The sequence below is a fragment of the Streptomyces sp. NPDC055099 genome (genome assembly GCF_053607685.1).
The window spans coordinates 35,481-49,038 of sequence record NZ_JBSGUA010000017.1 but is presented as its reverse complement, the minus strand read 5'-3'; the positions used below and the strand labels follow the sequence as shown (position 1 = coordinate 49,038).

Below are 13,558 nucleotides of genomic sequence, written 5' to 3'. Positions count from 1 at the left end.
GCGACCGCCGGGGGGGGCGGCCGGCGGGTGTGGGGGCGGGTTCTGTTGGCGCTCATCGGGACCGCGCGCCCCCCCATTTACCGCGGGGTGGGGGTGGGGGGGGGGGGGGGGGGCCGGGGGCCCCCCCCCGCGACCGGCCTGCTGCTCAACTCCCGCACGGCGGCCTTCAGCCTGGCCGTCGCCGACAGCCTGGGCCGCTCGTGGGCCGCGCGGCTCCTCGGCGCGCATCTCATCACCGACGAGACGGCGGCCTTCGTGCTCGCCCAGCCCGACCAGAAGCGGCGCAAGGCCGCGTTCTGGATATCCGGGCTCGGCCTGTTCGCCGTATGGAACGTCAGCGTCCTCGGGGGCGCGCTCGCAGGCTCCGCGATCGGCGACACCGCCCGCTTCGGTCTGGACGCCGCGTTCCCCGCCGTGCTGCTCGCCCTGGTGCTGCCCGCCCTGCGCGGCGACAGCATGACGCGGCGGGCGGCGGCTGCCGGTGCGGTGATCGCGGTGGCCGCCGCTCCGTGGCTGCCCGCCGGGGTGCCGGTACTGCTCGCCCTCCTCGGACTCCTCGCGGCGCGGCGCGGACCGGGGCGTCCCGCACGTCCTTCCCGCCTCTCCGAGGGGAGCGCCCCGTGAACGCCTACCTCGCCTGCGTCCTCGTCCTCGCCGCCGGAACGTACGCCTTCCGCCTCGCGGGCCCCTTGCTGCACGGCCGGGTCGAACTGCCGGCCCGCGTCCAGGAGTTGCTGACCGTCGGCGCGGTGGTCCTGCTCGTCGCGCTGCTCGCGACCGGAGCGCTGACCGAGGGGCACGGCTTCGCCGGGTGGGCGCGGCCCATCGGCGTACTGGCGGGCGGCGTCCTCGCCTGGCGGAAGGCTCCCTTCGCCGTGGTCGTGATCGGCGCGGCGGCGACTACGGCGCTGTTGCGGCTGGCGGGGGTGTCGTAGCCGCGGGCTCCGGCGGGGTCCCGGCCGGCTCCTCCTGCCTCGCCCCGTCCCTCCGGTAGAGCTCCTCCACCACCTCCGCGTACCGCTCCGTCACCACGTGCCTGCGTACCTTCAGGCTCGGTGTGAGCAGGCCCGCCTCCACCGTGAAGTCCTCGTCCAGCAGGGCGAAATCGCGGATGCGGGCCGGGCGAGAGACCGTCGCGTTCGCCGCGTCCACCACCTCCTGGACGAGGGCGCGGACGCGGGGGTCCTGGGAGGGAGGCCCGGTCAGCTCCACGCCTTCCCTGCCCGCCCAGCCGCCGATCTCCTCCGCGTCCAGCGTGATGAGGGCGACCGGGTAGGGACGCTTGTCGCCCACCATCACCGCGCGCGACACGAAACGCGACTGCTGTAGGGCCAGTTCACTGAGGGACGGGGTGAGGTTCTTGCCGCCCGACGTGATGATCAGGTCCTTCTTGCGGCCGGTGATGCTGAGGTAGCCGTCGGCGTCCAGGGCACCCAGGTCGCCGGTGTGCAGCCAGCCCTCGTCGTCCACGGCGTCGCACGTGGCCGCCGGGTTCCCGTGATAGCCGGGGAAGACCATCGCGCCCCGGGCGAGCACCTCCCCGTCGTCGGCGATACGGACCTCGCAGCCCTCGACGGGGCGGCCCACCGTTCCGTACCGGACCGCGCCGGGATGGTTCAGGCTGATGACACCGGCCGACTCCGTCATCCCGTACCCCTCGTAGACCGCGATCCCGCAGGACCGCAGGAAGTCGACGACATGCGGGGCGATGGGCGCGCCGCCGGTCAGCGCCCACCTCACGCGCCCTCCGAGCGCCTGCCGGACCAGTCCGTAGAGGGCCTTGTCGGCCTCCTCGTACGCGTCCCGAAGTTCGGGCGGCAGGGCGCCGTCCGCCGCGAGGACCCCGATGCGTACCGCCTCCTCGAACCGCTCGCGGCCCCCGGCCTGGGACTCCGCGAGGGACAGCACCACCGAGTACACCTTCTCGAACAGGCGGGGTACGGACGGGAGATGCGTGGGCTTCGCCTCCGCCAGCTCGGCGACGACGTTCTCGATCTTCCCGCCGAAGAAGCAGAGCTCGCCGCCCGCGATGAGGGTCGTGAACTCGATGAGCTGGGCGAGGAGATGGGCGAGGGGGAGGTAGAGGTACGTCGAGTCGCCGGGGCCCGCCTCGATCAGGGGGAGGGTGGCGGACTGTACGGCGCCGAGGTTGCCGTGGGTGAGGAGGCAGCCCTTGGGCAGGCCGGTGGTGCCGGAGGTGTAGATGATGGTGGCGAGGTCGGTGGGGGCTCGGTCCCTGGCGCGTTCCAGCAGGTCGGCGTGCGCCGCTTCCGGGGCGCGGCTGCTCTCCGTCCTCTCGCTCCCCTCCTCCCCCTGCCCTCCCTCCGTCATCAGCAGCACATGCCGTACGCCCGGCAGCCCCGGCCGCAGGCGCTCGATCTTCGCCGCCTGCGCGGCGTCCTCGCAGATCACCACCGAGGCACCTGAGTCCTTGACCACCCACTCGACCTCCTCGTCCCCCGCCGTCGGGTAGACGGGGACGACGACCGCGCCCGCCGCGAGGACGGCGAAGTGGGCGTACGTCCACTCGGGGCGGGTCTCGGCGAGGATCGCCACGCGATCGTCCGGGCGCACCCCGACGGCCAGCAGGCGGGCACCGAACTCCCTTACCCGGGCGCGTAGTTGCTCGTACGAGACCTCCTCCCACGCCCCGCCTCCGGACTTGAAGCGCAGGGCCGGCAGCTTGCCATGGCGGTCGGCCGCCCACTCGGTGAGGACGGCCAGGGTCTCGGGACGCGGGGACTCCGTCGGCTGCATGCGTACGACGCTAGGGACAGGGCGGGCCGTCGGGGATGACGCGAAGCGTCAGCGAGGTTGGCCGCGAAGCTCAGCCCGCAGACCCGAAGCCGAGTTCGAGGAGGCCCGGTACGGGGAAGGAACCCCCATGCCCAGCCGGACCATCACCGTCCACCACGTCCGCGCCATGCTGCACGGCGCCGAGCGCCACGGAATCGACACCGTCCCGCTGCTCCGCACCGCCCAGATCCCCCCGCTGCTCCTCGGCGACGACCGGGCCCGCATCACCGACGTCCAGTTCGCCCGCCTCTTCCGGGAGCTGTACCGCGCCACCGGCGACGAGTTCCTCGGCCTCGGCTCGGCGGTCAGCAGGCCCGGCACCTTCGCGATGATGTGCCACGCCTCCCTCGGCTGCCGTGACCTCGGCGCCGCGATGGAGCGGGGCGTCACCTTCTACGGGCTGTTCCCCGGCGGCCCCGACCTCACGCTGGAACACCGCGGGACGGGCAGCGCCGTCTTCGCCGTGCGCAACGACCTCGAACGGGACTACTTCCTCGCCGAGTGCCTCGTGATCATCTGGCATCGCCTGTGCAGCTGGCTCATCGGCCGCCGCATCCCGCTCCACTGGGCCGAGTTCGGACATCCCCCGCCCCCGCACAAGGACGAGTACGGGCTCCTCTTCGGCTGTCCGGTCCGCTTCGGCGCGGCGCGCACGGGGGCCGGGTTCGACGAGCGCTGGCTGGCCGCTCCGCTGATCCGGGACGAGGCGGCGCTGGAGGGGATGCTGGGCCGCGCGCCGTTCGACCTCCTCTCGCGGCGCGAGTACGGGACGACGGTCGCCGAGCAGGTGCGGCGTGCGCTGGCCCGAGCACTGCGCACCTCGCCCCGCCTGCCGTCCCTGGGCGAGATCGCCGCCCGCCTCGCGGTGAGCCCCGCGACGCTGCGCCGCCGCCTGGCCCAGGAGTCCACCTCGTACCAGCAGTTGAAGGACGCCGTGCGGCGGGACGCGGCGATCGCCGGGCTCGCCGAGGGCACGGAGCCCATCGCGGAGCTGGCCGCGCGGCTCGGCTTCTCCGAGGACACGGCCTTCCACCGCGCGTTCCGGCGGTGGACGGGGACGACGCCGGGGGCCTACCGCTATGAGAACCGGGGTCAACAAAGCTGAGCGCTCCCGCCAGCGCCGGACTTACCCACCAGTCACTACGGTCGTCGCCTGCACACCCCAGCCATTGAGGACTGTTGGGAGAGCCGCATGCACGTTCGTTCCAGAACAAGAGCCGGCGCAAAGGCCCTGGCCGTGGTGGCCGCGCTCGGCCTCTCGGTCATCACCCCGGTGACGGCCCAGGCCGAGGACACCGCCGCCCCCGGAGACATCGTCAGCTCCGCGCCGAGCAGCTTCCACCCGCTGCCGGGCCAGCCGACCCACACCAAGGCGTGGAAGATCAACTACCGCTCGACGACGGCGAAGGGCGAGCCGAACACCGTCTCCGGCACGGTCATCGTGCCGCAGGACGGCAGGAAGGGCCCCCGCCCCCTCATCACGTACGCCGTCGGGACGATCGGCATGGGCGACCACTGCGCCCCGAGCGCGGGCTTCCCCCGCGGGACGACCCTCGAGGCCAACCTCATCCAGCAGCTCACGCTGCGCGGCTGGGCGGTCGCCGTCACGGACTACGAGGGTCTCGGCACCCCCGGCGACCACACCTACACGGTCGGCAGGGCCGAGGGGCACGCCATGCTCGACGCCGCCCGCGCCGCGATCCGCCTCCCGGAGGCGGGGCTCGGCGCGGACACCCCGGTCGGCGTCATGGGCTACTCGCAGGGCGGGCAGGCGGCGAGCTGGGCGGCCGAGCTGCACGGGTCGTACGCCCCCGACCTGAAGGTCAAGGGCACGGCGGCCGGTGGCATTCCGGGTGATCTGATGCGGGTGGCGGACTTCAACGACGGCTCGTACGGCTCGGGCCTGATCTTCATGGCGGCGATCGGCCAGAACGCGGCCTTCCCCGAACTGAACCTGGAGTCGTACCTGAACCCGGCGGGCAAGAAGCTGATCGGCGCGCTGCGGAACAGCTGTGTGGCGGACGGCGCGGTGCTCGGCGCCTTCAAGAAGATCGACGACATGACGGTGAAGAATCCCCTCGACCAACCCGACTGGCAGCAGCGTCTGCGCGAGTCACAGGTCGGCACGCGGGCGCCGGACGCGCCGGTGTACCAGTACCACGTGATCACCGACGAGTTGATCCCGTACGGCGTCGGCAAGCAGGTCCGCGAGGACTGGTGCGCCAAGGGCGCGAACGTGGAGTGGCACACCGTCCTGCTGGGCGAGCACGTCTCCGGGGTGATCACACAGTCGCCGCTGGCGGCCAACTGGCTGGCGGACCGGTTCGCGGGAAAGCCGGCGCGGGGTAACTGCTGACCGGCTCCCAAGGACTGACGGCGGGCGGTGGCTTCGGGAAGCCACCGCCCGCCGCTGAGCTCACCCGGCCGCCGTCCGCTCCACCGGAATCCACAGCTCCGCCTCCGCGTGCGTGCCGTCGTCCGAGAGGCGGGTCCGCAGGATCTCCGGACCCGGCCTGCTCTGATACGGATTCGACGGGAACCACTGCGTGAACACGTCCCGCCACATGTACTGGAGCGTCTGCGGGAACGGCCCCGCGCTCTCGAAGACGGCCCAGCTCCCGGCGGGGACGGCGAGGGCGTCCATGTCATCGGGCACCTCGCTGTCCGCGCTGCTCACCACGCCGTGCCAGTAGTCGAGTTCGGTCCCCTCGGCGCGGCTCTCGTCCAGCTTGTCGCTGACCGAGACGACGCCTTCCGGCCCCTGCTCCGGCTTCTCCGACCTCTCCCGCTTCTCCGACAGGCTCTCGATGCGTTGCAGCGTCTCCCGCCCGAGCCCCCGGACGAACTCGGCGATGGCCGGGTTCACGCCCTCGTGCACGAGCGGGACGCGCGCCTTCCTGCCGATGACACGGAACTCGTCCCTGTCCACGACCCGGTACTGCATGCTGCTGCTCCCTTCGACGATGAGGCGGAAGGACATCCGTGGCTGGGACCGCAGCGTCGCGCCGTCCCGCCTGGCCTCGCCGGGGCCGACCCCGTGCATCCCGCGGAACGCCCGCGCGAACGCCTCGCCCGACGAGTAGCCGTAGCGCACGGCGACCTCCAGGAGCGTCCGCTCGCCGGCAAGCACCTCGGCACCCGCGACGGTCAGCCGCCGGCGCCGGATGTACTCCGACAGCGGCATCCCCGCCAGTGCCGAGAACAGCCGCCGGAAGTGGTACTCCGATGTCACCGCCGTCCGCGCCAGGTCGGCCACGTCGATCCGCTCGCCGAGGTGGGCCTCGATCTGCTCCATGGCCTGGTTCAACCGCTCCAGCACCCCGGACTCCTTCCCTTTCACACCTCACGCTAGGAAGAACCCACCCTCCCGGACCCGACATCCTGTGCCCGGTCCGGTCCGGTCGGCTCCGCGTCCACCTCGCGCCGCCTCCCGTTTTCCGGTCGCCTACAGCTACAGTGCCTTGCCCCCACGGCACAGCACTGCCCAGCAGCACCGACTCCCCCCACGACTGCAATCCCGAACTCCCGTACGCCCGTACGTGGTTCCACCGGAAAGGGAACGCCAGCCGTGTCTCAACGCCGCACACTCAGACCCGCAGCCGTCGCCTCCGCGGCCGCTGTCGTCGTCCTCACCCTCGGGTTAACAGGCACCGCCCACGCCGCGCCCGCCGCGGCCCCCGGCTCCGCCGCTCGCGTGAGCGACGATCCGGACCAGCCCGACAACCCCTTGTACGACGCTCCCGAGAGCTTCCACGTCGAGTCGGGGCGGGAGTCCGTCTCCCTCTCCTGGAGCCCGCTCTCCGCGGCCACCGCCTACGAGGTGTACCGCGCCGAGGCGGAGGGAGTGGGAGCGGACGAGGTCGGGCCGTACGAGCTGCTCGACACCTTGAGCGCGACCTCGTACGTCGACAGCGCCGCCGATCCCGACGTCGCGTACGCCTACAAGGTCCGCGCCCTGGACGGCGCGGGTCACGTCTCGCCCTACACCGATTCCCTGCGCGGCACCCGGGACACCGTCTCCCCCTTCGCGCCGCGGGACCTCACCCGTGCCCGCGAGGACGAGCGCGGCGTGACGCTGACGTGGCGCACCGGCGACTCGGACTCGGTGAAGTACGTCCTGTATCGCGCCGAGTCCCCCAACGCCCCGCGCACGAAGGTCGGTTCGACGACCACCCTCACCTTCCGTGACACGAAGGGTGAGGCGGGCCGCACGTATCTGTACGAAGTGCGGGGTGTCGACGCCGTCGGGAACGAGTCCGAGGCGTCGAACGCCGTGAACGGCACCAAGACCGTCGGGGCCGCCACCGTTCCCAAGGCGCCCACCCTGGGCAACGCCCAGCTCGTGGGCGAGCGGCTCACGCTGTCGTGGTCGCAGAGCCCGTACGTGCCGGTCTCCTCCTACACCGTCTACCGCTCCAAGACCTCGCCGGTCGACATCACCGACCCGGCCAACCGCGTGGCCACCACGACGAGCACCGAGTACACCGCCACGGTGGGCGGGGGCGAGGACGAGCGGGAGTACTACTACGCCGTCGTCGCGACGACCGGGTACTCCGTCTCGTCGCCCGCCTCCGCCTCGGTCAAGCCGACGTACACGGAGCCACGTCCGCCGAGCGCCACTCAGGTGTACGAGATCACCGCGGGCGCGGGCAGCGTCCGCCTCAACTGGTACGGGGTGCCGTCCGGCGGCAACGAGGCTCCCGTGACCGGCTACCGCGTCTACCGGTCGACGAGCCCCGGCATCACGAAGGACAACGCCGAGTTCACCCACTCCACGCCTGGCACGGAGTACCTGGACCGCGGCCTGACGGGCGGCACGAAGTACTACTACGCCGTTGCCACCGTCAACGCGGACGGCCTGGAGTCCGCCCTCTCCCCCGAGGTGTCGGCCACGCCGACGACCTGACCCGCGCGGGGTGAGCGGGCCGGGTCCGGGAGTGCGGCAGTCTTCCGGCTCCGGCCCGCACGGCCTCTACCCCAGGGGCTCCCCGTACCACCGCCACGACGTACGCCGTTCCCGCCCCGGTAGTTCCCCGCGTCCCGTCGCCCACAGCAGCGTCGGCCACGGCTCCTCGTCCGTCGGGGCGTCGGGGAACAGGCGGTGGAGTACGCGGGCGCACAGGTCGGCGGGCGGGGTCCACTTCAGGCCCAGGCCCGCGGCCAGGTCGTGGGTGTGGACCAGGGTCTCCACGATCCCCATCGCCGCGAAGCCCTCCGGGTCCGAGATCCCGAAGCCGTGGTACGAGCGGGTCGTCGGCGCTGCCGTGCGCACCATGGCGACCAGCAGGGCACCGCTCGCCTCCAGGACCTGGAGCAGCCCGGCCGGGCCCGCGGCCCGGTCCGCGTGGATGGCGTTGGAAGGGCCGCCGGGCCTGCGCGGCTCCCAGACGAAGGGGACCTCACCCTCCAGGGGCGGCTGCTTCGGTCCGAGCTGGGCCGCGTAGGCGAAGAGATCGTCGGCGAGGTGCTCCACCGTCTCCCAGCAGTCCCACTCCAGGGTTCCCGCCTTGCCGTCCCAGGCGGTGGGGGGTGCCTCGCGGAGGGTGGCGAGGGCGAGCTGGACCGCCTGGTCGAGGTCGTCCGGGGTTATGGGGCCAGGGGTCGGGGCATCTTGTTCGGCTTGTCGGCGCATGCGGGAACGGTAGCCGTGGCCGCCGCGCCCGTCAGCCCTCCTCCTCCACCCCGCACGAGCTGCCGGTCCTCGGCATCTCGCCGTACAGCAGGAACCCGTCCACCTTCTCGCGCACGCACTTCGAACCGGCGTACCCCGTGTGTCCGTCACCCTTGTTGTCGAGGACTATCGCCGAGGAGCCGAGGCGCTTCGCGGTCTCCTCGGTCCAGCGGTACGGCGTGGCCGGGTCGCCCCGGGTGCCGACGAGGAGGAAGTCGGGGCTCTTGACGTCGCGTACGTCATCTCGGATGTAGTCCGTGCCCGCGGGGCGGCCGTAGCAGAACAGCACCGGCATCATCATCGACTGGCCGAAGATCGCGGAGGTCGACTCGAACTCCGCCTGGAGCTTGCCCACTTCCTTTTCGAGGCTGTCCGCGTCCGGGCGGTCCGGGTCGTCCGCGCAGTTCACGGCCATGAGCGCGGCGGCCATGTTGTCGGCGGGGATGTCGTGCGGGGCCTTGACCTGCTGCTCCAGGGACCCGCTCATCCGCAGCAGCGCCCTGGGGTCGCCGTCCGCGAGGAGCGCGCCGAGCGCCTGCGAGAGCGCGGGCCACGACTGCCTGCTGTAGAGCGCCTGTCCGAGTACGTCCACGACGTCCTGGCCGGTGAACTCCGCGCCGTCCGACGACTGGAGCGGATACGTGTCGAGCCCCTCGATCAGCTCGACCATGTTGCCGCGTGCCGCGCGCGAGTCGGTGCCGAGGACACAACCCGGGTTGTCCGTGCACCACTTGACGAAGTTGTCGAGGGCCGTCTGGCGGCCCTCCGCACTCACCAGGGCCTGCTCGGCGACATCCTCGGTCAGCGTGTCCACGCCGTCGAGGACCATCCGCCCGACGTTCTTCGGAAACTGCGCGGTGTAGACGGCGCCGAGCCGCGTCCCGTACGAGAAGCCCAGGTAGTTGAGCTTCTTGTCGCCGAGCACCTGCCGCATGACGTCCATGTCGCGCGAGACGTTGACGGTCCCGACGTACGGGAGGACGGGCCCGGAGTTCTTCTTGCACTCCTCGGCCATCTTGCGCATCTCGTCGAGCACGGCGCCGGGGTCGTCGGCGTCCTTCTGCATCTCCGGCTCCCGCGCTTCGGCGTCCCCGCAGCTGACGGGCGAACTCTCGCCCACACCTCGGGGGTCGAAGGAGACCACGTCGTATCCCTTGCCGAGATACTCGAACTCCTTCTGCGAGTTGAGGAGCCCGGAGACCCCGGCGCCGCCGGGACCCCCGAAGTTCAGGAGGAGGGAGCCGCGGGGCTCCCCGCTGGACTTGACCCGGATCATGGCGACCTTGACCGTGCCGCGTTCCGGTTTCGCGTAGTCGAGGGGAACGGTGATCTTGCCGCACCGGACGTTCTTGTCCTTGGCCACGGGGGTGGCTTCGGGGTCGGCCATCAGGCCTGCCCCGCCGTCCTCGCAGGGGCCCCACTTGATCTTCTGGGTGTAGAAGCGGGAGAGGTTGGGCGAGTGCTCGGACGACCGCTCGGGCGAGGGCTCGGACGGCGACGGACGCCCGGCATCCGCGCCGGCGCCCGCTCCGGCGCCCGGTAGCCAGGCCCCTGTCCCCATGACGGCCAGCGCTGTCACGCCGGCGAGTGCAACAGCTCCACGCACGGCAACCTCCCTGGGTCTGCCCCTCGATCACCCTAAGCGCGGGGCAGCGGCCTCGCCCGTCCAGGTGACAGGGAGTGACCTTCGCTACCGTGCGTGACCGAGTCACTGTCCGCGTGCGTAAAGCTTCTCGATCTCCTCGGCGAAGTCCCGCTCGATGGCGTCCCGCTTCAGCTTCAGGGACGGGGTCAGATGGCCGCTCTCCTCGGTGAAGTCCACGGGCAGCACGGCGAACCGCCGGATGGACTCGGCGCGCGACACGAGCTTGTTGGCCTCGTCGACCGCGCGCTGCAGGGTCTCGCGCAGGTCGGGGTCGTCCACGAGGCCGGGGCCCGTGTGCGCCTTCTTCTTCATGCGGCACCAGTGCGCTATGCCGTCCGCCTCCAGCGTGATCAGGGCGGTGATGTAGGGGCGGGCGTCGCCGACCACCATGCACTGGCCGATCAGCGGGTGGGCGCGCAGCCAGTCCTCCAGCGGGGCGGGCGTGACGTTCTTGCCGCCGGTGGTGATGAGGATGTCCTTCTTGCGCCCGGTGATGGAGAGGTATCCGTCGGCGTCCAGGGCGCCGATGTCGCCCGTGGCGAACCACTCGCTCCGCGCGGGCACCGCACGCCCCGCCTGCCCGTCCCAGTACCCGCCGAAGACCTGCCTCCCGGCGAGCAGCACCTCACCGTCGTCCGCGATCCGCACACGGGTGCCCGGCAGCGGCCAGCCCACCGTGCCGAGCTTCGGCTTCAGCGGGGGCGTCACGGTGGCCGCGGCGGTGGTCTCCGTCAGCCCGTAGCCCTCGAAGATCTCGATGCCCGCGCCCGCGTAGAACGCGGCGAGGCGGCGCCCCAGCGGTGAGCCGCCGCAGATCGCGTAGCGCACCTTGCCGCCGAGTGCCGCGCGGATACGCCGGTAGACCAGCGGGTCGTAGAGCGCGCGGGCCAGCCGCAGCTTGAACGACGGCCCGGGTCCCGTGCCGTGCTGCTCCGCCTCGATCGCCTCGCCGTAGCGGACGGCGATACGGGCCGCGCGGTCGAAGGAGGAGGCGCGGCCCATCTTCTCGGCGGTGGCGCGCCCGGTGTTGAAGACCTTCTCCAGGACGTAGGGAATGGCGAGCAGGAAGGTGGGGCGGAAGCCGCTGAGGTCCGTGAGCAGGTCCTCTGTCTGGATGCTGGGCGCGTGCCCGAGCCGTACCCGGGCGCGCATGCAGCCGATGGCGACCATGCGTCCGAAGACGTGGGAGAGCGGCAGGAAGAGCAGCGTGGACGCGGGCTCCTTGCTGACGGACTTGAAGACGGGGTGGAGCAGTTCGATGGCGTTGTCGACCTCGGCGAAGAAGTTGCCGTGGGTCAGGACGCAGCCCTTGGGGCGTCCGGTGGTGCCGGAGGTGTAGATGAGCGTGGCGACGGAGTCGGGCCTCGACTCGCCGCGCCTGCGGTCCACTTCCTCGTCGGAGATCTCCGCCTGCCGGCCCAGCTCGGCGAGCCGCCGTATGTCCCCCTTCTCGAAGGACCACAGGTGCTCCAGGTCGGGCATCCGGTCCCGCTCGGGTCCCAGCGAGGCGGCGAGCGCCGAGGTCTCCACGGCGAGCGCGACGGCGCCGGAGTCCTGGAGTATCCACCGGGTCTGGTAGGCGGAGGAGGTCGGATAGACGGGGACGGTGACGAGCCCTGCCGCCCAGCCGGCGAAGTCGAGCAGCGTCCACTCGTACGTCGTACGCGCCATGATGGCGAGTCGGTCCCCCGGGGCGAGCCCTTCCGCGATCAGCCCCTTGGCGACGGCGAGTACTTCCCCGGCGAACTCCTCGGCGGACACGTCCCGCCACCGCCCGTCGTCCCCTTTGCGGGAAAGCACGGCTTCGGCGGGCGCCTCCCGGGCGTTGTCGAAGGGAATGTCGGCAAGGGACCCACTGACGGCGACAGCGGCGAACGCCGGCACGGAAACCTCACGAACGGCACCGTCGAGGTGCCGCAAGTGGGGTTCGACGAGGGCGGGCTGGGGGGCTATGGGGGGCATGGGCGACTCCTTGTCGGTGGGGCGGTGGAGCGGTGAGGCGGTGGCGAAGGCGGGGTGGTGAGGCGGTGAGGCGGTGAGGCGGTGAGGCGGTGGCGAGGGTGGAGCGGTGGGGCGGTGGCGCGGTGGGGCGGTGGCGCGGTGGGGCGGTGGCGCGGGGGGGCCTCGTCACTCCCGTTCCAGAATCGCCGTCACCCCCTGGCCGCCCGCCGCGCAGATCGAGATCAGTCCGCGCCCGGGAGCGCCCCGCTCGGCGAGCAGCTTCGCCAGGGTGGCGACGATCCGCGCGCCCGTGGCGGCGAAGGGGTGGCCCGTGGCGAGCGAGGAGCCTGCGACGTTGAGCCGGTCCCGGTCCACGACGCCGAGGCCCCGCTTCTCCCACGCGGCCAGCGTGGCGAGCACCTGTGAGGCGAACGCCTCGTGGATCTCGACGAAGTCGAAGTCAGCGAGCCCGAGCCCCGCCCGCTCCAGCATCCGCGGCACCGCGTACGCGGGCGCCATCAGGAGCCCGTCCTCGCCCCCGGCGACATCACCCCCGACGAAGTCGACCGCGGCGGTCTCGTACGCGGTGAGGTAGGCCTGCGGTTCAAGACCGCGCGCCCCGGCCCACGCCTCGCTCGCGAGCAGCGCGACGGCGGCACCATCGGTCAAGGGCGTCGAATTCCCGGCCGTCATGGTCGGGTTGGCCCCCGCCACCCCGAACACCGGCTTCAGCTTCGCCAGCTTCTCGACGCTCGACCCGGGCCGCAGATTCTGGTCCCGCTCAAGCCCCCTGAACGGCACGACGAGCCCGTCCAGAAGCCCCCTGTCGTACGCGGCGGCGAGCCGCTGATGGCTGGTGGCGGCCAGTTCGTCCTGCGCCTCGCGCGTGATGCCCCACGCCTGAGCGGTCACGGCGGCGTGCTCACCCATCGAGAGCCCGGTGCGGGGCTCCGCGTTGCGCGGGATGTCGGGCACGAGATGCGAGGGCCGCACGCGGGCCAGCGCCTTGACCCGCTCCCCGGTCGTCTTGGCGCGGCGCGCGGACAGGAGGATCTTGCGCAGGGAGTCGTTGACGCCGAGCGGGGCGTCGCTCGCGGTGTCCGCGCCGCCCGCCACGGCGGACTCCGTCTGCCCCAGCATGATCTTGTTGGCGGCGGCTATGACGGCTTGCAGGCCGGTGCCACAGGCCTGCTGGATGTCGTACGCGGGTGTGGTCGGCGCGAGGCGCGACCCGATGACGGTCTCGCGGGCGAGGTTGAAGTCCCGGCTGTGCTTGAGCACGGCGCCGGCGACGAACTCCCCCACGGCGCCGTCCCCCTCCAAGCCGTGGCGCTCGACGAGCCCGTCGACGGCGGCGGTCAGCATTTCCTGGTTGGACGCGGTCGCGTACGGGCCGTCGGAGCGCGCGAAGGGGATGCGGCTGCCGCCGATGACCGCCACGCGGCGGGTGGTGGGCAGTTTCATGTCTCGACCAGCTCCTGACCCTTGAGTAACCTTACTCTGAA

General features: G+C 72.0%; 11 protein-coding genes. 5 read left to right on the top strand and 6 right to left on the bottom strand.

The window, feature by feature from the left end:
* Positions 1-624, top strand: a 624-nt coding sequence (locus tag ACWFRU_RS33505) for an AzlC family ABC transporter permease (protein ID WP_453691895.1), incomplete at its 5' end; no start/stop codon positions are given.
* Entirely contained in the window at positions 621-935 is a 315-nt protein-coding gene (locus ACWFRU_RS33500) for an AzlD domain-containing protein (protein ID WP_453691894.1), read from the top strand. The genes ACWFRU_RS33505 and ACWFRU_RS33500, both read left to right, overlap by 4 nt.
* Here ACWFRU_RS33500 and ACWFRU_RS33495 read toward each other — a convergent pair.
* Positions 901-2,757 (bottom strand): AMP-dependent synthetase/ligase, encoded by a 1,857-nt coding sequence (locus ACWFRU_RS33495; RefSeq protein WP_453691893.1) that lies wholly within the window; start codon positions 2,755-2,757, stop codon positions 901-903. The genes ACWFRU_RS33500 and ACWFRU_RS33495 overlap by 35 nt on opposite strands.
* A gap of 127 nt (positions 2,758-2,884) precedes the next feature.
* Here ACWFRU_RS33495 and ACWFRU_RS33490 point away from each other — a divergent pair, with 127 nt between their 5' ends.
* Positions 2,885-3,901 (top strand): AraC family transcriptional regulator, encoded by a 1,017-nt coding sequence (locus ACWFRU_RS33490; RefSeq protein WP_453691892.1) that lies wholly within the window; start codon positions 2,885-2,887, stop codon positions 3,899-3,901.
* 87 nt (positions 3,902-3,988) lie between these two features.
* Positions 3,989-5,152, top strand: coding sequence for a lipase family protein (locus ACWFRU_RS33485; protein WP_453691891.1), 1,164 nt, complete (start codon positions 3,989-3,991; stop codon positions 5,150-5,152).
* Positions 5,153-5,212: 60 nt separating this feature from the next.
* Here the strand turns inward: ACWFRU_RS33485 and ACWFRU_RS33480 are convergent, their stop codons facing one another.
* Positions 5,213-6,115 (bottom strand): AraC family transcriptional regulator, encoded by a 903-nt coding sequence (locus ACWFRU_RS33480; protein ID WP_453691890.1) that lies wholly within the window; start codon positions 6,113-6,115, stop codon positions 5,213-5,215.
* A 375-nt stretch (positions 6,116-6,490) separates the two neighbouring features.
* Between ACWFRU_RS33480 and ACWFRU_RS33475 the strand changes: the two genes are divergently transcribed.
* The gene (locus ACWFRU_RS33475; RefSeq protein ID WP_453691889.1) at positions 6,491-7,702 is read left to right on the top strand and encodes a hypothetical protein; all 1,212 of its coding nucleotides are present in this window, start codon (positions 6,491-6,493) and stop codon (positions 7,700-7,702) included.
* Between the two features lie 66 nt (positions 7,703-7,768).
* Here ACWFRU_RS33475 and ACWFRU_RS33470 read toward each other — a convergent pair whose 3' ends face one another.
* The 4 genes from ACWFRU_RS33470 to ACWFRU_RS33455 all read right to left on the bottom strand — a co-directional run bounded on the left by ACWFRU_RS33470 (position 7,769) and on the right by ACWFRU_RS33455 (position 13,517).
* Positions 7,769-8,428, bottom strand: coding sequence for a maleylpyruvate isomerase N-terminal domain-containing protein (locus ACWFRU_RS33470; RefSeq protein ID WP_453691888.1), 660 nt, complete (start codon positions 8,426-8,428; stop codon positions 7,769-7,771).
* A gap of 31 nt (positions 8,429-8,459) precedes the next feature.
* Positions 8,460-10,073 carry an alpha/beta hydrolase gene (locus ACWFRU_RS33465; protein WP_453691887.1) on the bottom strand — a complete coding sequence of 538 codons (1,614 nt, stop codon included), beginning with the start codon at positions 10,071-10,073 and terminating at the stop codon, positions 8,460-8,462.
* A 102-nt stretch (positions 10,074-10,175) separates the two neighbouring features.
* Positions 10,176-12,074: an AMP-dependent synthetase/ligase gene (locus ACWFRU_RS33460; RefSeq protein WP_453691886.1), complete on the bottom strand. Its 1,899-nt coding sequence runs from the start codon at positions 12,072-12,074 to the stop codon at positions 10,176-10,178.
* A 165-nt stretch (positions 12,075-12,239) separates the two neighbouring features.
* Complete coding sequence (locus ACWFRU_RS33455; protein ID WP_453691885.1) at positions 12,240-13,517, bottom strand: acetyl-CoA C-acetyltransferase; 1,278 nt, start codon at positions 13,515-13,517, stop codon at positions 12,240-12,242.
* Between the last annotated feature and the right edge of the window lie 41 nt (positions 13,518-13,558).

Bases quoted from the DNA above. Each gene is read 5' to 3' on its own strand.
- ACWFRU_RS33460 (WP_453691886.1), bottom strand. From the start codon at position 12,074: ATGCCCCCCATAGCCCCCCAGCCCGCCCTCGTCGAACCCCACTTGCGG.
- ACWFRU_RS33485 (WP_453691891.1), top strand. From the start codon at position 3,989: ATGCACGTTCGTTCCAGAACAAGAGCCGGCGCAAAGGCCCTGGCCGTG.
- ACWFRU_RS33490 (WP_453691892.1), top strand. From the start codon at position 2,885: ATGCCCAGCCGGACCATCACCGTCCACCACGTCCGCGCCATGCTGCAC.
- ACWFRU_RS33495 (WP_453691893.1), bottom strand. From the start codon at position 2,757: ATGCAGCCGACGGAGTCCCCGCGTCCCGAGACCCTGGCCGTCCTCACC.
- ACWFRU_RS33455 (WP_453691885.1), bottom strand. From the start codon at position 13,517: ATGAAACTGCCCACCACCCGCCGCGTGGCGGTCATCGGCGGCAGCCGC.
- ACWFRU_RS33470 (WP_453691888.1), bottom strand. From the start codon at position 8,428: ATGCGCCGACAAGCCGAACAAGATGCCCCGACCCCTGGCCCCATAACC.